The sequence below is a fragment of the Pseudomonas sp. R1-15 genome (assembly GCF_051132085.1).
In the GTDB taxonomy this organism is placed as follows: domain Bacteria; phylum Pseudomonadota; class Gammaproteobacteria; order Pseudomonadales; family Pseudomonadaceae; genus Aquipseudomonas.
The window spans coordinates 754,886-773,646 of record NZ_CP071660.1; the positions used below are offsets into that span (position 1 = coordinate 754,886).

At 61.2% G+C, this 18,761-nt stretch carries 14 protein-coding genes; 10 read left to right on the forward strand and 4 right to left on the reverse strand.

All coding sequences use genetic code 11. The annotated features are described in order from the left end of the window. The first annotated feature begins 6 nt into the window (after positions 1-6). The 6 genes from recC (at position 7) to J3P97_RS03290 (ending at position 11,721) form a co-directional block, all read left to right on the forward strand. A complete protein-coding gene (gene recC, locus J3P97_RS03265; RefSeq protein WP_434673468.1) occupies positions 7-3,459 on the forward strand; it encodes an exodeoxyribonuclease V subunit gamma in 3,453 nt (1,150 codons plus the stop codon). Next, positions 3,456-7,145 carry an exodeoxyribonuclease V subunit beta gene (gene recB / locus J3P97_RS03270; RefSeq protein WP_434673469.1) on the forward strand — a complete coding sequence of 1,230 codons (3,690 nt, stop codon included), beginning with the start codon at positions 3,456-3,458 and terminating at the stop codon, positions 7,143-7,145. Before recC ends, recB begins: the two co-directional genes overlap by 4 nt. Then, the gene (gene recD / locus J3P97_RS03275) at positions 7,142-9,238 is read left to right on the forward strand and encodes an exodeoxyribonuclease V subunit alpha (protein WP_434673470.1); all 2,097 of its coding nucleotides are present in this window, start codon (positions 7,142-7,144) and stop codon (positions 9,236-9,238) included. Before recB ends, recD begins: the two co-directional genes overlap by 4 nt. Positions 9,239-9,371: 133 nt before the next feature. Next, on the forward strand, positions 9,372-9,947 hold the full coding sequence (locus J3P97_RS03280; RefSeq protein WP_305497013.1) for a YfiR family protein: 576 nt from the start codon (positions 9,372-9,374) through the stop codon (positions 9,945-9,947). Continuing rightward, on the forward strand, positions 9,944-11,212 hold the full coding sequence (locus J3P97_RS03285) for a diguanylate cyclase domain-containing protein (RefSeq protein ID WP_434673471.1): 1,269 nt from the start codon (positions 9,944-9,946) through the stop codon (positions 11,210-11,212). The genes J3P97_RS03280 and J3P97_RS03285 overlap by 4 nt, the downstream gene beginning before the upstream one ends. Before the next feature lie 5 nt (positions 11,213-11,217). Further along, positions 11,218-11,721, forward strand: a complete 504-nt coding sequence (locus tag J3P97_RS03290) for an OmpA family protein (RefSeq protein ID WP_434673472.1) — start codon at positions 11,218-11,220, stop codon at positions 11,719-11,721. Here the strand turns inward: J3P97_RS03290 and J3P97_RS03295 are convergent. After that, positions 11,718-12,665: a LysR family transcriptional regulator gene (locus J3P97_RS03295; protein ID WP_434569900.1), complete on the reverse strand. Its 948-nt coding sequence runs from the start codon at positions 12,663-12,665 to the stop codon at positions 11,718-11,720. The two genes, J3P97_RS03290 and J3P97_RS03295, sit on opposite strands and share 4 nt — an antisense overlap. 139 nt (positions 12,666-12,804) lie before the next feature. On the opposite strand from J3P97_RS03295, the gene J3P97_RS03300 reads away from it, so the two are divergent. Both J3P97_RS03300 and mmsB read left to right on the forward strand, forming a co-directional pair. Beyond that, on the forward strand, positions 12,805-14,331 hold the full coding sequence (locus J3P97_RS03300) for a CoA-acylating methylmalonate-semialdehyde dehydrogenase (RefSeq protein ID WP_434673473.1): 1,527 nt from the start codon (positions 12,805-12,807) through the stop codon (positions 14,329-14,331). 10 nt (positions 14,332-14,341) lie between these two features. Beyond that, positions 14,342-15,229: a 3-hydroxyisobutyrate dehydrogenase gene (mmsB, locus tag J3P97_RS03305; RefSeq protein ID WP_434569898.1), complete on the forward strand. Its 888-nt coding sequence runs from the start codon at positions 14,342-14,344 to the stop codon at positions 15,227-15,229. A gap of 138 nt (positions 15,230-15,367) precedes the next feature. Here mmsB and J3P97_RS03310 read toward each other — a convergent pair whose 3' ends face one another. Further along, a complete protein-coding gene (locus J3P97_RS03310; RefSeq protein ID WP_003177747.1) occupies positions 15,368-15,712 on the reverse strand; it encodes a cupin domain-containing protein in 345 nt (114 codons plus the stop codon). A gap of 96 nt (positions 15,713-15,808) precedes the next feature. Continuing rightward, positions 15,809-16,690 carry a LysR substrate-binding domain-containing protein gene (locus tag J3P97_RS03315; protein ID WP_434569896.1) on the reverse strand — a complete coding sequence of 294 codons (882 nt, stop codon included), beginning with the start codon at positions 16,688-16,690 and terminating at the stop codon, positions 15,809-15,811. A gap of 198 nt (positions 16,691-16,888) precedes the next feature. Here J3P97_RS03315 and J3P97_RS03320 point away from each other — a divergent pair, with 198 nt between their 5' ends. Further along, positions 16,889-17,653: a sulfite exporter TauE/SafE family protein gene (locus J3P97_RS03320; protein ID WP_434673474.1), complete on the forward strand. Its 765-nt coding sequence runs from the start codon at positions 16,889-16,891 to the stop codon at positions 17,651-17,653. Here J3P97_RS03320 and J3P97_RS03325 read toward each other — a convergent pair. Then, positions 17,643-17,957 (reverse strand): putative quinol monooxygenase, encoded by a 315-nt coding sequence (locus tag J3P97_RS03325; RefSeq protein ID WP_434569894.1) that lies wholly within the window; start codon positions 17,955-17,957, stop codon positions 17,643-17,645. The genes J3P97_RS03320 and J3P97_RS03325 overlap by 11 nt on opposite strands. Before the next feature lie 199 nt (positions 17,958-18,156). On the opposite strand from J3P97_RS03325, the gene J3P97_RS03330 reads away from it, so the two are divergent. Next, a complete protein-coding gene (locus tag J3P97_RS03330; RefSeq protein WP_434673475.1) occupies positions 18,157-18,747 on the forward strand; it encodes an NAD(P)H-dependent oxidoreductase in 591 nt (196 codons plus the stop codon). Positions 18,748-18,761: the final 14 nt, after the last annotated feature.

Sequence of the window (18,761 nt, forward strand, 5' to 3'; positions counted from 1 at the left end):
GCCTTTATGCCGGACGCTAAGTCCCTCAGCCCTGCTTTCATGGTGGTCCACGGGAACCGCCTTGATGAGCTGCGCAGCCTGGTGATAAGCCTCATGCGGCGCTATCCGCTGGCCCCTCTTGAAAATGAAATCGCGCTCGTACAAAGCAACTGCATTGCCCAATGGCTGAAGCTGGCACTGGCTGAGGATCCCCTTGACGACGACATGGGCGGCTGCGGCATCGCGGCTGCGATTGATGTGCAGCTGCCCGGCAGTTTCATGTGGCAGCTCTATCGAATGGTGCTCGGGCGTGACGAGATTCCAGCCAAGTCCTTGCTGGACAAGGCCCCGCTTACATGGCGGCTGATGCGCCTCCTGCCGCAATTGATTGAACAGCCCCATTTCGAGCCCCTGCGGCGTTTTCTGACCCATGACACGGACTTGCGCAAGCGGTACCAGTTGTCCGAGCGCCTTGCAGATTTGTTCGACCAATATCAGGTGTACCGAGCCGACTGGCTCGAAGACTGGGCCCAAGGGCGCCATCAGACCCGCAACGTCCGGGGTGAAATCAAGCCGCTCGCGCCGGCGAATTGCTGGCAAGCGGAATTGTGGCGGGCGTTATTGCTGGATGTGGGAGAGCAAGGCATGGCTCAAAGCCGTGCGGGTGTTCATCAGCGCTACATCGAGCGCATCAATAGTCTGGAAGCCGCTCCAAAAGGTCTGCCTGCACGGGTAATAGTCTTCGGTATTTCCTCACTGCCCGCCCAAGCGCTCGAAGCCCTGGCCGGTCTGTCACGGTTCAGTCAGGTTCTGCTGTGCGTCCATAACCCATGCCGTCACCATTGGGCAGATATCGTGGCCGACAAGGATCTGCTTCGCCACCAATACAAGCGGCAGGCACGCAAGAGCGGCATGCCGGACGTCCTGGACCCGCAAACCTTGCATCAGCATGCTCATCCGTTGCTGGCTGCCTGGGGGAAACAGGGTCGCGACTATATCAACTTGCTCGACAGCTATGACGAGCCAAATACCTATCGCTCGGTATTTCGCGAAGGGCGGATCGACCTGTTCAGCGAAGGCAATCCCACTACGCTCCTCAGCCAGTTGCAGGATGACATTCTTGAGCTGCGGCCACTGAGCGAAACCCGGGAAAAATGGCCCGCGGTCGATACCTCGCGAGACGGATCGATTCGTTTTCATATCGCCCACAGCGCCCAGCGTGAAGTCGAGATTCTTCATGATCAGTTGCTTGCCCATTTCAGCAATGACCCGGCTTTACGCCCTCGGGATATCATCGTCATGGTCCCCGACATCGACAGTTATGCGCCGCATATTCGCGCGGTATTCGGCCAACTCGACCGGGTCGATCCCCGCTTCATCCCATTCACACTGACGGACCAAGGTCAGCGTGGACGCGATCCGCTGCTGATTGCCGTCGAGCATTTGCTGAAACTCCCCGATAGCCGTTTTCCCGTCAGCGAAATCCTTGATTTGCTGGACGTCCCGGCATTGCGCGAACGATTTGGAATTGAGGAGGCCGATTTACCGACACTGCACCGTTGGATCGAGGGCGCAGGCATCCGTTGGGGGATAAGCGCCGAGCACCGAGCCGGGCTGGGCTTGCCTGCGGAGTTGGAGCAGAACAGTTGGCGTTTCGGCCTGCGTCGCATGTTGTTGGGGTATGCCGTTGGTGATTCGCAAGCCTATGAAGGCATAGAACCCTATGACGAAATCGGTGGTCTGGATGCCGCGTTGATCGGTCCGTTGGTTGCATTGCTCGATGCCTTGGAGGTTGCTTACCAGGCGCTCAGTCAACCCGCCTCACCTCAGGACTGGGGGACGCGCCTGCATGATCTGATGCAGTTGTTCTTTCTGGCGAGCAACGAGCATGACGATTATCTGCTGGCCCAGCTCGAGGATTTGCGTGAAAACTGGTTAGAAACCTGCGAGTCGGTCGGCCTGCACGACGAGCTGCCGTTGACGGTTGTCAGAGAGGCCTGGCTGGCGGGGCTGGATCAAGGGCGACTGTCCCAGCGCTTCCTCGCCGGAGCGGTCAATTTTTGTACCTTGATGCCGATGAGGGCGATCCCCTTCAAGCTGGTCTGCCTGTTGGGCATGAACGATGGTGATTATCCACGGGCCCAGCCGCCATTGGATTTCGATCTCATGGGCAGTGATTATCGACCGGGGGATCGCTCTCGACGCGAGGACGATCGCTACCTGCTGTTGGAGGCGCTGCTTTCTGCGCGGGAAAAACTCTACATCAGTTGGGTCGGGCGCAGCATCCGCGACAACAGCGAGCGGCCTGCCTCAGTCCTGGTCGGACAATTGCGCGATCATCTGGCAAGTGGCTGGCAGTCGGCGGATGTCCATGGCGACCTTCTTGAAGCGCTGACCCAGGAGCACCCCCTGCAACCGTTCAGCGCTCGTTATTTCTACCAGGGCGATGAGCTGTTCAGCTATGCCAGCGAATGGCGAGGACTTCATGAGGATCATGAGCACGCTGGCAAGCCTGGGGCCCTGGAGCCCTACGTTCAGGAGGAACCCCTGGGGCTTGGTCAGTTGCAGGACTTCCTGCGTAATCCTGTCCGGCACTTTTTCAGCCAGCGACTCAAGGTGTTCTTCGAGCCTCTCGAAGCCCCATTGGCGGACGACGAACCTTTCATCCTGGATGCCCTGCAGCGCTATAGCCTGAGCAACAGCCTGCTCGAGGCTGCCCTTGTTCGCCTTGACCAAGCGGACCTTGCATTGGAGGCTCACGCCAGGAGGCTTCAGAACAGCGGCCTGTTACCCATGGCTGGCTTTGGCCAATGTATGCAGCGTGAATTGATCGAGCCGCTGCCTGATCTACTGCAACGCTACCAGCAACTTCTTGCGCTATGGCCGACTCCGCTGACCAGTGCCGTGCCCGTCAGCCTGCAATTACACGGTGTGAACATTGAAGGTTGGCTCAGCGGCCTGCACCAGCGCTCCGATGGTGCGGTCCTCGCCATCACTGCCATTCCCAACAGTATCGGTTCTACCAGGACCCGGAAATGGCACCGCTTGATACGACCCTGGGTGAACCATCTCGTGGCTTGCGCCAACGGTCTGTCGATGACGACGGCATTGGTCGCCAGCGATGACAGCTTGCTGCTGAATCCTTTTGACGAGTCGGTAGCCCGCAAGCTGCTCGGCGATTTGTTGCAAGCCTGGCAGGCTGGCATGCGCCAACCGCTGCCAATCGCAGTGAAGACCGCCTTCGCCTGGCTCGGCCAGAGTGATCTGGACAAAGCCGAATCGGCCGCTCGAAAAGCCTACGAAGGCGATGGGCTGACGTCTGAAGGCGAGCGGCGCGAAAGCCCCGCCCTGGCTCGGCAATATGCCGACTTCGATGCGCTTATCGCTGACGAAACATTCCCCGACTGGTGTGACGCGCTCTATCGACCGCTTCTGGAAGCACCGTGGCGTTCGTTGGCGGGTGAGGAAGCGCATTCATGAGTCGACAAACACCCTTGGCGCTGGCTTTCCCACTACGCGGCAGTCAATTGATCGAAGCCAGCGCAGGAACTGGCAAGACCTTTACCATCTCGGCGTTGTACTTGCGCCTGGTGCTGGGACATGGCGGCTCGACGGCCGGCTTTGGCCGTGAGCTGCTTCCTCCGCAGATACTGGTGGTGACTTTCACCGACGCTGCCACCAAGGAATTGCGCGAACGCATCCGCACCCGCCTCGCGGAAGCGGCGCGTTTTTTTCGTGACGAGATTCCCGCTCCCGACGCGTTGATAAACGCATTGCGTGATGAGTTTGATAAAGGGCAATGGCCTGGCTGTGCGAATCGGCTGGATATCGCCGCGCAATGGATGGATGAAGCCGCCGTTTCGACGATCCACAGCTGGTGCCAGCGGATGCTTCGTGAGCATGCCTTTGACAGTGGCAGCCTGTTCACCCAGACCCTGGAAACCGACCACAGCGAATTGCTCGGCGAGGTGCTGCGCGATTATTGGCGATTGTTCTGCTACTCGATGGAGGGTGAGGCACTGGATTGGGTGCGAGCGCACTGGGGCGGTCCTGCTGCGTTGTTGCCACGGGTGAGGGGGTTGTTTGCCAACTCGCGAGGTGGTGACGATGGGCTTGAACCGGCGGAACTCATCGGTGCGTCCCTGCGCGAGCGCAGCGCAGCCTTGCTCGATCTCAAGGCGCCCTGGCGGCAATGGGCGGTGGAGTTGCTGGAGATCTGCCAGCAAGGCGTAGCCAATAAAACCGTCGACGGGCGCAAGATGCAGGCTCGTTACTTCGAGCCATGGTTTCAGAAGCTATCTGCATGGGTTGAAGACGAGAGCCTGGAGTTGCTCGACATCGGCACCGGCTTCACGCGCTTGACGCCCGAAGGCATGGCCGAGGCCTGGAAGGGCGACGTGCCCAACCATCCAGGGCTGGACGCCATGGCGGGCCTGAAGGCCGGCCTGGATGCCTTGCCCACGCCTGACGCTGCGGTGCTGCAGCATGCTGCACAGTGGGTCGGGGCGCGCTTCGAGGCGGAGAAGCGGCGCCGGGCGGAAATGGGATTCGACGACATGCTGCTGCGCCTGGACGCAGCTTTGCAGGCTGAAGGCGGGGAGCGCCTGGCGAGCCTGATTCGCGAGCAGTTTCCGGTTGCGCTGATCGACGAGTTCCAGGACACCGACCCGGTCCAGTACCGCATCTTCGAGAGCATCTATCGCATTGGCGACAACGATCCTGAAACGGGGCTGTTCCTGATCGGGGATCCGAAACAGGCCATTTATGCGTTTCGCGGCGCCGACATCTACACCTATCTGCGCGCCCGCGAAGCCACTGCCGGCAGGTTGCATACGCTGGGGACCAATTTCCGTTCCAGTCATGCCATGGTCGGCGCCGTGAACCATATTTTTCAATACGCCGAATCACGGCTGAATGGGCGCGGGGCTTTTCTGTTCCGCGAGCCATCGGGTGAGAATCCGGTGCCATTCCTGCCGGTCGACTCCCAGGGCCGCAAGGAGTCCTTGCAGCTTGCGGGGCGGACGGTCGCGGCCTTGAATATCTGGCATCTGGCCTCGGACCAGCCGCTCTCCGGAGCGGTGTATCGACAGCAAATGGCCGTGGCCTGCGCCAGTGAAATCACGGCGCTGCTCAATGGCGGCCAGTCAGGGCACGATGGTTTCGTTGGTGATGGGCAAATGTTACGGGGGCTTCGACCGGCGGATATCGCCATCCTGGTGCGTGATGGCAAGGAAGCGCAGGCCGTGCGAAACGAGTTGTCGGCACGGGGTGTGCGCAGCGTTTATCTATCCGATAAGGACTCGGTCTTCGCCTCGCAGGAAGCAAGGGATTTGCTGGCCTGGCTCAAGGCTTGCGCCGAGCCGGACGTCGAGCGGCCGCTGCGAGCTGCGCTGGCCAGCGTCACCCTGAATCTGCCGCTTGCAGAACTGGAGCGCCTCAACCAGGACGAGTTGGCCTGGGAACGCCGAGTCATGCAGTTCCGTAGCTATCGGATGGTCTGGCGCACCCAGGGCGTGCTGCCCATGCTGAGGCGCCTGCTGCATGACTTCAAGCTGCCCCAGGCCTTGATGATGCGTGGCGATGGCGAGCGGGTGCTGACTAACCTGTTGCATCTGTGCGAGCTGTTGCAGCAGGCCGCCGTCGAGCTGGATGGCGAGCAGGCCTTGATTCGCTATCTGTCCGAACACCTTGCATTGACCGGGCAGGCGGGAGAGGAACAGATCCTGCGCCTGGAAAGCGACGAGCAACTGGTCAAGGTGGTCACGATCCATAAGTCCAAGGGGCTTGAGTATCCGTTGGTCTTCCTGCCGTTCATATGCTCGACGAAACCGGTGGACGGCAGCCGATTGCCGTTGCATTACCACGATGAAGCCGGTCATGCGCAGATCAGTCTTACGCCCAGCCCCGAGTTGATCGCCAAGGCCGACGACGAGCGCTTGGCCGAGGATCTTCGGCTTCTATACGTGGCGCTTACCCGTGCGCAGCATGCCTGCTGGTTGGGTGTGGCCGATCTCAAGCGAGGCAGTAACAGCCGCTCGATCCTGCATCTGTCTGCGCTGGGGTATTTGTTGGGCGGTGGTGCGCCGTTGACCGAGTCGGTGGCGTTGAGACGTTGGCTGGAAGATCTGCAGCAGGGTAGCGACGCGGTGAGCTGCCAGGATATGCCGGAGGCCAACGATCAGCACTATCGACCCCCACGTAACGATGCGGTGTTGCTTGAACCCTTGCTTCCGGTACGTAAAGCCAGCGAGAACTGGTGGATCGCTTCGTACAGCGCGCTGCGCTTTGGAGAAAGTCTCAGCGCCGGCACCGACTCCGCGCCGGAAAACCCGCAGGCGCAGAAAATGTTCGATGACGAACGGCTTGATCCCGACGCTCCCAGGGAAGTCCTTGCTGTCGGTGGTGATATCCATCGGTTCCCGCGCGGTCCCAACCCCGGTACGTTTCTCCATGGTCTCTTGGAATGGGCTGCCGGAGAAGGATTTACCGCCTCGCCAATGGCCATCGAAGATGCCATCGCGCGACGTTGCAACCGCCGCGGCTGGAAAGGCTGGATCAACACCCTTGGAGATTGGTTGCAGCACCTGGTCACGACGCCCTTGCAGATCGGTGGCGGACAGCCTCCGGTGGTACTGGCTCAGTTGAGCCAATTTCAGGTCGAGATGGAGTTCTGGTTCTCCAGTCACAAGGTTGATGTGCTCAAGCTTGATGAGCTGGTTTGCCAGTCAACCCACGGTGGCGCGGCTCGTGTCGCCGCAGAACCGGCACTGCTCAACGGAATGTTCAAGGGCTTCATCGACCTGACCTTCGAGCATGACGGCCGGTATTACGTGGCTGACTACAAATCCAACTGGCTGGGCGCCGATGACATGGCCTATACCGCTCAAGCCATGGAGCAATCGATTCTGGATAATCGTTACGACCTGCAATACACGCTGTACCTGTTGGCCCTGCATCGCCAGCTCAAGGCGCGCCTGCCAGACTATGACTACGACCGGCATGTCGGTGGCGCGTTGTATCTTTTCCTGCGCGGCACACGTTCAGCCAGCCAGGGCGTGTTTTTCACCAAGCCCCCTCGGGCACTGATCGAACAGCTTGACCGCCTGTTCCAGGGAGCACCCGCGCCCAAGGCCGAGCCGGCATGGGTGCAAGGAGAATTGTTATGAGTCGCTCCTTTGCCGACCTGCTGCCTCAATCGCTCGACGACGAAGGGCTGGTCGACCTGGCGCCCCTGAGTCGTGCCGAGGACCTGCTGCTGTTGCTCACGCGCTGGGTGGAACGTGGCTGGTTGCGGGCCCTGGACAAGGCATTCGTGGTGTTCCTGCATGAATTGTCGCCTGGCGATGATCCGCTGGTATTGCTGGCGGCTGCGCTGACCAGCCACCAACTGGGCCATGGGCATGTTTGCCTGGACCTGTTCGAGACACTCAAGGAACCTGATTTCGCCCTGTCACTGCCCCCCGAGGGCGACCTGCAGACGGGCGTGATGCTGTTGCCTTCGCAGATCCTGAGAACGCTGGACGGTGCCCATTGGTGCAAGGTCCTGGCGTCCAGCCGCCTCGTGGCCCTGGCGGTCGATGACAGCGAAGAGGCGCAGCAGCGGCCACTGGTATTGTCCGGCAAACGGCTTTACCTGCGTCGTTACTGGGGCTATGAACGACGGATCGACGCGGCGTTGCGTCAACGCCTGGCCGAACAGGAAAGCGCCCCTGATGACCTGCGCGAGAGGCTGGACGGACTGTTCGGGCCGGCCAGCACGACCGGCCCGATCGACTGGCAGAAGCTGGCTTGCGCGCTGGCGACGCGGAGCGCGTTCAGCATTGTTACCGGCGGCCCGGGCACGGGTAAGACCACCACGGTCGTGCGCTTGCTTGCCTTGCTGCAGGCACCTGCCGTCGAGGCGGGGAAACCGCTGCGGATTCGCCTGGCCGCACCCACCGGCAAGGCCGCTGCGCGGCTGACCGAGTCGATCAGCCAGCAAGTCCGGACGCTGGATGTGATCGACGCCGTACGCGAGCGAATTCCCTGCGACGTCACCACGGTGCATCGCCTGCTCGGCAGCCGTCCCGGCACCCGCCATTTTCGCCACCATCGTGGCAATCGATTGCCGTTGGATGTGCTGGTGGTCGATGAGGCGTCCATGATCGATCTGGAAATGATGGCCAATCTGCTGGACGCGCTGCCGTCCCATGCGCGGTTGATTCTGTTGGGCGACAAGGACCAGCTGGCTTCCGTGGAGGCCGGCGCGGTACTGGGGGATCTGTGTCGGGACGCCGAGGACGGCTGGTATAGCCCACAGACGCGCGCCTGGCTCGAGTCCGTCAGCGGCGAGAGCCTGGCGGCGAGCGATCTGAAACAGGATCTCGACGACAGTCACCCCCTCGCGCAGCAAGTGGTGATGCTCAGGCATTCCCGACGCTTTGGCGAAGGCAGCGGTATCGGCCAACTGGCCCGACGGGTCAATCGACAGCAACCTGAAGAAGCTCGTCAATTGCTGGAGGAGGGCCGATATGCCGACCTGTTCTCCCTGGCGCTGAAGAGCCAGCACGACGGGACGCTCGAGCGCTGGTTGCTCGATGGTCGACCCGGTGGTCCGCAGGGCTATCGGCATTATCTGAGCCTGCTGCGACAGCGACGTCCGGACATTTCTCGCCCGCTGGAGGACAGTTGCTGGACTGATTGGGCGCGTGAGGTCTTGTCGGCCTTTGACGAGTTCCAATTGCTCTGTGCCGTACGCAAGGGGCCGTGGGGCGTCGAGGGCCTGAACCCGAGAATCACCGCCGCGCTGCTCAAGGCTCGCCTGATCGATAGCGATCACCAGTGGTACGAGGGGCGTCCGGTACTGATGACTCGCAACGACTACGGGCTGGGATTGATGAACGGCGATATCGGGATCGCTCTCAAGTTGCCCGAGCGTGACGGTCCTGACGCTGGCAAGCAGGTTCTGCGGGTCGCCTTTCCTCGTAACGATGGCCGGGGTGGTGTGCGTTTCGTCCTGCCCAGCCGCCTGAATGACGTGGAAACCGTTTACGCCATGACGGTGCACAAGTCCCAGGGGTCGGAATTCACCCACACGGCCCTGATTCTTCCGGATGCCCTGAACCCCGTTTTGACCAAGGAACTGGTGTATACCGCCATTACCCGAGGCAAGCAGTGGTTCAGCCTGATAGAGCCGCGCACGGGGATATTCGAAGAAGCGGTTCGGCGCAAGGTCAAGCGGTTGAGCGGGTTGATGCTGGAATTGGATGGAAACGACTGAAGCTCGGGTTTGCCTGTTTGTTCAAAGGTTGTGATTAGTCTGTTTTCTGACGGAAATTTGCGTAGGACTCTGTCTCGCTGGCTTTTTGACACTGTGCTATCGTTTCGCACTTATCCACACCGAGAGATTCTCCATGGAAGCGGCGGTTCGGGGGGCGGCGCGCGGAAACGGCCGGAGGCATTATGTGCTCGCCGGTCTGCTGTGCTTGCTGTCGCCTGCAATTGCCGCCCAGGAGCCGACCTCTACCACTCGGGCCGAACAGCGGGCCGAAGCGGTCACCCAGGTCGTGTTGGGGATCCTCAGCTACGCTCGCTGGCCTGTTGAACCGACGCAATTGCAGCTGTGCATCGTCGGTCCGACCCAATACACCGACGACCTGGTCAAAGGCACCGCCCAGGCCACCGGCAGGCCTGTGACGGTACAGCGCTTGCTGGCCGACCATCCCGGCATCGCGAGCGATTGCAATGCCGTCTACATCGGCAGGCTGACCAACGACGAACGCTCCCGATTGTTTGAGTCCCTGATCGGCAAGCCGGTGTTGAGCATCAGCGAAGGCGGCGACCAATGCACCGTGGGCAGCCTGTTCTGCCTGCGGGTCGGAGATGAACAGGTGTCGTTCGAGGTCAACCTCGACTCGGTGGCACGCAGCGGTGTACGCATCCATCCGAGCGTCCTCCAGCTGTCACGCCGTAGGCCCGCCGCGCCATGAATTCGTCCAGATCACGAATTCGTCCCACGTTGGGCTCGGTCATCGGTCGCGGTCACCTGATCGTTGCGCTGGTGGCGATCACCATGGCCAGCGTCTCCCTGACCTTGTTGGGCGTGCTTGCCTTACGGGTCTATGCCGATCACAACTTGCATCTGATTGCCCGTTCGATCAGCTACACCGTGGAGGCGGCCGTGGTCTTCGATGACGCTGGGGCGGCCACCGAAGCGCTGGCCCTTATTGCTTCCACTGAAGAAGTCGCCGATGCCCAGGTCTTCAATGAAAGTGGCCGTCTGTTGGCTCATTGGCGGCGACCGGAAACCGGTCTCCTGTCGGAGCTGGAAATGCACATCGCCAAGGCATTCCTGGAAAAGCCCATCAGCCTGCCAATCATCCACCAGGAACAGAACATTGGCAGGATCCTGCTGGCAGGACACGGCGGTAGCTTGTTGCGCTTTCTGCTCAGCGGCCTGGCCGGGATCATCCTGTGCACGGCGGTCAGTGCCTGGGTCGCCCTGTATCTGGCGCGCCGTCAGTTGCGGGCGATTACCGGACCTTTGCGTAGCCTGGCTGAAGTAGCCCACGCCGCCCGTTGCGAGCGCGCCCTGGATCGCCGAGTGCCACCGGCCGATATCGCTGAACTGGATAATCTGGGCAACGACTTCAACGCACTGCTTGCCGAGCTGGAATCCTGGCAGACCCATCTGCAAAGTGAAAACGAGACCCTGGCTCACCAGGCCAGCCACGACAGCCTGACCGGGCTGCCGAACCGGGCCTTTTTCGAAGGTCGGCTGATCCGTGCCTTGCGCAATGCCAACAAGCTCGACGAGCAAGTGGCCGTCCTCTACCTGGACAGTGATCGCTTCAAGGGCATCAACGACAACTTTGGTCATGCCGCCGGTGACGCGGTGTTGACCGCCGTGGCGACCCGGGTCCGGGCGCAGTTGCGTGAGGATGACCTGGTCGCGCGCCTGGGCGGTGACGAGTTTGCCGTGCTGCTGGCGCCGTTGCACAAGACCGAGGATGCCGAACGGATCGCTGAAAAAATCATCGCCAGCATGGAGATGCCGATTCAATTGCCCGGCAATGCCTCGGTCCTGACGTCCCTCAGCATTGGCATCGCCGTTTACCCCGATCATGGCGCCACGCCCGGCGCCTTGCTCAGCGCCGCTGATGCGGCGATGTACCAGGCCAAACGCCTCGCCCGAGGCGGCCAACACACGGCGGGGTCGGAGCACCCGGTCGCGGATCTTCAAACCAGGAGCTGATTTGCATGTTTTCCAATTTGCGTTTTTCTCTGCTGCGTTATGCAGCATTTTTGTTCATCGCCATTTTTGCCCTCAGCGGATGCCAGACGACGCCGCAAAAAGGACTGAGCCCAGCGCAGATCGCTGTTCTCAAGGAGCAGGGGTTCAAATTAACGGACGATGGCTGGGCCTTCGGACTTTCGGGCAAAGTGCTGTTTGGCAGTGACGTGGAAAGCCTCAACCCGGCCAGCACCGAGATCGTCGAGCGGATCGGCAAGGCACTGCTGGGTGCGGGAATCGAGCGGGTACGTATCGACGGCCACACCGATGCATCGGGCTCCCAGGCCTATAACGAACAACTGTCGATACGTCGGGCCGAAAGCGTTGGCAAAGTCTTGAGAGGCGTGGGCATGCGCGAAGAAAACGTCCAACTGCGTGGCCTGGGCAGCAGCCAACCCGTCGCCCCCAACGACACCGCCAGCGGGCGCACCGAAAATCGTCGCGTTGCCATCGTGGTCATCGCCGACTAATCGGCAAACACCATCTCCCGGCTGTCGCCCATGAGTAGTGGCTGGTTCTGTTCGGTGACTTCCCGGATGTAATCCCACAACAACGTGATCCGCTTGAGCTTGCGCAGGTCTTCCCGGCAGTACATCCAGAATTGCCGGGTGACCGTGATCTCCTCCGGCAGCACCGGCAGCAGGCGTGGGTCTTGGGCGGCCAAAAAGCATGGCAGGATCGCCAGTGACCGGCCTTGTTGCGCCGCCACGAATTGGGCGATCACGCTGGTGCTGCGCAGATGAGCGTGGGCGCCGGGCAATACGTTGGCCAGGTAGAGCAGCTCGGAACTGAACGCCAGGTCATCCACGTAGCTGATGAACGAGTGCTTGTTCAGGTCTGCCGGGCGGTGGATCGGTGGGTGATTGTCCAGGTATTGCCGGGTTGCATAAAGCTGCAACCGGTAGTCGCAGAGTTTGCAGCACACGTACGGTCCGTGTTCCGGGCGCTCGAGGGCGATGACGATATCGGCTTCGCGCTTGGAGAGGCTGATGAAGTGCGGCAGTGGCAGGATGTCCACCGAGATCGCCGGGTAGGCGTCGACGAAATGGCTCAACTGCGGGGTGATGAAAAAGCTGCCGAAGCCTTCGGTGCAGCCCATGCGCACATGCCCGGACAGCGCGACGCCTGAGCCTGAAACCTGTTCGCAAGCCATGTGCAGCGTGCTTTCGATCGACTCGGCATAGCCCAGCAAACGTTGGCCTTCAGCCGTCAGGACAAAACCGTTGGTCCGGGATTTTTCGAACAGCAGCGTACCCAAGGAAGCTTCCAGCGAGCTGATGCGTCGCGACACCGTGGTGTAGTCGACGGCCAGACGCTTGGCGGCCGTGCTGGCCTTGCGGGTGCGGGCCACTTCGAGGAAAAACTTGAGGTCGTCCCAATTCAGCGACCCTAAGGAGGTGATGTTTTTTTGCATGATGGACCGGTTTTTATGTGCGTTCTTATTAGAAGTTTGCACATCTATACTCCAAAAACCGTCTCATCACCAAGGTGACTCTTCACCTTGGTCGTTGCTGAACCAGCGCATCCCTATAAGAACAATCCCGGAGGCCAGCATGAACGTTTCCCTTACGCCCAGCGACACAGCCCTGCAAACCGTCAGATTGCTGATCGATGGCGAGTGGGTCGAGTCCCGATCCAGCGAATGGCACGACATCGTCAACCCGGCCACCCAACAAGTGCTGGCGAAGGTACCGTTTGCCACCGCGTCGGAAGTCGATGCCGCCATCGCTGCTGCCCAGCGTGCTTTCCAGACCTGGAAGCTGACACCGATCGGTGCGCGGATGCGCATCATGCTCAAGCTCCAGGCGTTGATCCGCGAGCATTCCAAGCGCATCGCCGCGGTGCTCAGCGCCGAACAGGGCAAGACCATCGCCGACGCCGAAGGCGATATTTTCCGCGGCCTGGAAGTGGTCGAGCATGCCTGCTCCATCGGCACCCTGCAAATGGGCGAGTTTGCCGAGAACGTCGCCGGTGGTGTGGATACCTATACCTTGCGTCAGCCGATTGGTGTCTGCGCGGGCATTACCCCGTTCAATTTTCCGGCGATGATCCCGCTGTGGATGTTCCCGATGGCCATCGCCTGCGGCAATACGTTCGTGCTCAAGCCGTCGGAGCAGGATCCGCTGTCGACCATGCTGCTGGTGGAGCTGGCCATCGAGGCCGGTGTGCCGCCGGGCGTGCTGAACGTGGTGCACGGCGGCAAGGATGTGGTGGATGCGCTTTGCACTCACAAGGACATCAAGGCCGTTTCCTTCGTCGGCTCAACGGCGGTCGGCACCCATGTGTATGACCTGGCGGGTCGCCATGGCAAACGCGTGCAATCGATGATGGGCGCAAAGAACCACGCCGTGGTGCTGCCCGACGCCAATCGCGAGCAAACCCTGAACGCCTTGGTCGGTGCGGGTTTCGGCGCGGCGGGCCAGCGTTGCATGGCGACTTCGGTGGTGGTGATGGTGGGCGCGGCCAGGCAATGGTTGCCGGAGCTGAAGGCGCTGGCGCAGAAACTCAAGGTCAATGCCGGCAGCGAGCCGGGCACGGATGTCGGCCCGGTGATTTCCAAGCGAGCCAAGGCGCGCATCCTTGAACTGATCGAGAGCGGCGTGCAGCAAGGCGCAAAACTTGAACTGGATGGCCGCGACATCAGCGTGCCGGGCTTCGAGCAGGGCAACTTCGTCGGTCCGACCCTGTTTTCCGGCGTAACCACCGACATGCGCATCTACACCGAGGAAATCTTCGGCCCGGTGCTGGTGGTGCTGGAGGTCGATACCCTCGATCAAGCGATCGCCCTGGTCAACGCCAATCCGTTTGGCAACGGCACCGGCCTGTTCACCCAGAGCGGTGCGGCGGCGCGCAAATTCCAGAGCGAAATCGACGTCGGCCAGGTCGGTATCAACATCCCGATCCCGGTGCCGGTGCCGTTTTTCAGCTTCACTGGCTCCCGCGGCTCGAAACTCGGCGACCTCGGCCCTTACGGCAAACAAGTGGTGCAGTTCTACACTCAGACCAAGACCGTCACCGCGCGCTGGTTCGACGATGACAGCGTCAACGACGGTGTGAACACCACCATCAACTTGCGTTAAGGAGCCGGACATGAACATCGCATTTATCGGCCTCGGCAACATGGGCGCCCCGATGGCGCGCAATCTGCTCAAAGCCGGCCATTCGCTGAACCTGTTCGACCTGAACCAGACGGTGCTGGCCGAACTGGCGGCGCTCGGCGGCACCATCAGCGCCTCGCCTCGCGATGCGGCCCAGGGCGCGGCGCTGGTGATCACCATGCTGCCGGCCGCTGCCCATGTGCGCAGTGTCTGGCTGGGCGAAGACGGCGTGCTGGCAGGTATCGCCGCCGGCACGCCGGCGGTGGATTGCAGCACCATCGATCCACAAACCGCCCGTGACGTGGCGGCTGCCGCTGCCAGGCAGGGAGTGGCAATGGCCGATGCGCCTGTTTCGGGCGGCACCGGCGGCGCGGCGGCGGGCACCCTGACCTTCATGGTCGGCGCCACGCCTGAGCTGTTCGCCACCTTGCAACCGGTACTGGCGCAAATGGGCCGCAACATCGTGCATTGCGGCGAAGTCGGCACCGGGCAGATCGCCAAGATCTGCAACAACCTGCTCTTGGGGATTTCCATGGTCGGCGTCAGCGAGGCCATGGCTTTGGGCGATGCCCTGGGGATCGACACCCAGGTGCTGGCCGGCATCATCAACAGTTCGACCGGTCGATGCTGGAGTTCCGATACCTACAACCCATGGCCCGGCGTGATCGAAACGGCCCCGGCGGCGCGTGGATATACCGGAGGGTTTGGCGCGGACCTGATGCTCAAGGATTTGGGCCTGGCCACCGAAGCCGCGCGGCAGGCCCGTCAGCCGGTGATACTGGGGGCGGTGGCGCAGCAGTTGTACCAGGCGATGAGCCAGCGGGGCGAGGGCGGCAAGGATTTCTCGGCGATTGTGAACAGCTATCGCAAGCCGCAGTGAACCTGTGATATCGAGAGGCTTTTGTGGCGAGGGAGCTTGCTCCCGCTTGGGTGCGAAGCGCCCATCAAAATTGGGGTTGCTGCGCAACCCAGCGGGAGCAAGCTCCCTCGCCACAGGTGGTCCCTCGGCTTTTTTGTTTCAGGCAAACACGAAATATTTACGCACGGTCTCGACCACTTCCCACGTGCCTTTCATGCCTGGCTCGACGACAAAAATATCACCGGCGCGCAGATGAATCGGCGCCATGCCGTCCGGGGTGATCACGCAGTAGCCTTCCTGGAAATGGCAATACTCCCACTTCACGTAGTCCACCCGCCACTTGCCGGGCGTGCAGATCCAGGTGCCCATGATCTTGCTGCCGTCTTCGCTGGTATAAGCGTTGAGGTTGACGGTGTGCGGGTCGCCTTCGAGTTTTTCCCATTTGCAGGCATCGAGTACAGGCAGCGGATGAGTATCGCGCAGGACGGTGATGGGGGCGGTCATGTGAGCTCCGAAGGGGCAGAAAAGAACCTGCACCCTAGCGTGGAGAAGGACCAGGCAGATGCCTGAACTCGACACCGGGCTGCCCAGAAGCGCGCATCAATCGGCCAGATGCCGGGCCAGGGCCTTGGCGTAGGCCGGAAGTCGTTCGAAATTCCGTGCGCAAAGCAACAGGGCCCGGTGCGCCCAGGCCTCCTGCAGCGGCACGTAGTGATATGAGGATTGGGATGGACGGCGTTCGATAGCGGCCTTCGGCACGACGGCAATACCCGCGCCATGGGCAACCATGCGGATCACCCCGTCAAAGCCTTCGGCGCGAATGCGGATCTGCATGCGCATTCCGGTGTGCAGCGCCTGTTCCTCCAGGTAAATCGCCAGCGCGCTGGTGGCGTTCAGGCCGACATAGTCGTGGTTGAGGGTCTCGCTGAAACTCGGCGTGCGGCCGTCAGCCAAGGGATGCCCCGACGGTAGGACCAAAACCAGCGGATCGTCGCGAAAAGGCCAGGTCTGAAGGCCAGCGGTGTCCACCGCGTCGGAAACGATACCCAGGTCTGCGGCGCCCTGGCGCAACGCGTGGGTGATCCGTGAGCTGGGCAATTCCTGCTGGTCGATGTCCAGGTTGGGGTGGCTGTTGAGGAAACTGGCGAGTAGTTCGGGCAGGTATTCGGTCATCGCGCTGGTGTTGCACAGCAGCCGCACCTGGCCTTTGACGCCTTTGGCGTATTCGGCCAGGTCCTGTTGCAGATGTTCGGCGTGCTGCAGCAAGACCCGGGCATGCTGGGCCAAGGCTTTGCCGGCCGGCGTCGGAGTGACGCCGCGCCGCCCGCGTTCGAGCAGGTCGATGCCCAGGGACGCCTCCATGGCACGCACCCGGGCGCTTGCCGCTGCCAGGGAAAGATGGCTGCGAGCGGCGCCGGCGGTGATGTTGCCGGTGTCGAGGATGTTCAGGTAGAGGCGCAGGTCGGTGAGATCGAAGTGCATGGGCTGCTCTCGGGGGCTGCGGTGTCTGGTTTATTGCTTTCGCGAGCAGGCTCGCTCCCACAGGGTTCTGTATTTCGACTGTGGGAGCGAGCCTGCTCGCGAAAGCGGCAATGTAATTTTTTTGCCTATCGCCAGACAAGAGGCACCCTCAGTATATGGCACATTTTCAAACCCGGGCATGGGCTTCAGGATAACCCCATGAACACACTCATCGCCTTCTATCAAAACCTCGGCCTGGCCCTTTCCTTGCTGGTCATCGGCACCTTTCTGCTGGCCGGTGCCGTCAAGGGCGTGATAGGCCTCGGCCTGCCGACCATTTCAATGGGACTTCTCGGCCTGGCTATGGCTCCGGCACAGGCTGCGGCACTGTTGCTGATTCCAGCCACGCTGACCAATGTCTGGCAACTGGCATCTGGCGGGCATCTGCAAGCATTGACCCGGCGCTTGTGGCCGCTGCTGCTGGCGATTTTCATCGGCACCGGCCTTGGCACGTTGTGGATCGGCAATGTGGGCGGCGCCTGGGCAGTACGGGCGCTCGGCGCGGCGCTGGTGTTGTATGCGCTGAGCGGGTTGTTGCTGCCGACGTTGCGAGTGAGCGCCCGGGATGAACACTGGCTCGCGCCACTCTGTGGCGTGTTGACCGGTGTGATCACCTCGGCCACAGGCGTGTTCGTCATCCCGGCGGTGCCTTATCTGCAAGCGCTGGGCTTGAGCAAGGATGAGTTGGTGCAGGCCCTCGGCCTGTCATTTACCGTCTCGACACTGGCCTTGGCGGCCGGCCTGCTGTGGCGCGGTGCGCTGGGGGGCGGTGAACTGAGCGCTTCGCTGCTGGCGCTGGTGCCGGCGCTGCTGGGGATGTGGCTGGGGCAATGGCTGCGCCAGCGGATCAGCGCCGTGCTGTTCAAGCGGGTGTTTTTCATTGGCCTTGGCGCGCTCGGCGGCCATCTGTTGATCAACGGCTAGCCGAGGATCGACTGAGCATGTCGACGCGGCGGATCTCGAAGTCGCGTTCCAGATAGTCCATGCGCTGCTCGAAGAACTGCTTCATGTGCGGCAGGTTCGAATGCACTTCCAGGTCCGCCTGGGATGCCCAGATCTCATAGAAGATAAACAGGGTCGGGTCCTGCTGGTCGCGCAGCATGTGATATTCAATGCAGCCAGGCTCGGCACGACTTGGTTCGACATAGGCGAGAAACAGCGTTTCGAAGGCTTCGGCTTTTTCCGGGCGGGTCTTGGCGTGCAGGATGAAACCGTGCAATTCACTCATCAGGTGGGCTCCTGGTAAAAGGGTCCGGCGAATTTTAAGGCAACAATCAAGCTGTGATTCGTGCGTCTAGGTCAAAACAGTTTTGTCGTTTCGCTGCTTATTCCGCGCGAAGCTCATCGGTACTCTGCCGCCATCATTTTCAATCTTCCCTTCGGCGGCCGTTCAACGGCGTACGTCGTGGAACCTGATGAGGCTCCTGATGAAAAAAGTCCTGTTGCTCAATGGCGGTAAACAATTCGCTCACTCCGACGGTCGCTATAACGCAACCCTGCACGACACTGCGCTCAGCGTGCTGGACCGTGGCGGCCTGGATGTAAAAACCACGTTCATCGACGGCGGCTACGACATCAAGGAAGAAGTCGCGAAATTCCTTTGGGCCGACGTGATCATTTACCAGATGCCCGGCTGGTGGATGGGTGCTCCCTGGACGGTAAAAAAATACATCGACGAGGTCTTCACCGAAGGCCACGGCAGTCTCTATGCCAGCGACGGCCGCACCCGTTCCGATGCTTCGCAGAAATATGGCAGCGGTGGCCTGTTGCAGGGCAAGCAGTACATGCTGTCGCTGACCTGGAACGCCCCGCAGCAAGCCTTCGACGACCCGACTGATTTCTTCGAAGCCAAGGGCGTGGACGCGGTGTATTTCCCGTTCCACAAGGCCAATCAGTTCCTCGGCATGACCGGTCTGCCAACGTTTCTCTGCGTGGACGTGATGAAGCGTCCGAACATCGAAGAAGATGTGGCGCGGTATGAGCGGCATTTGATTGAGGTGTTCGGTCTTTCGCGGTAATCGGGCTAGTATCC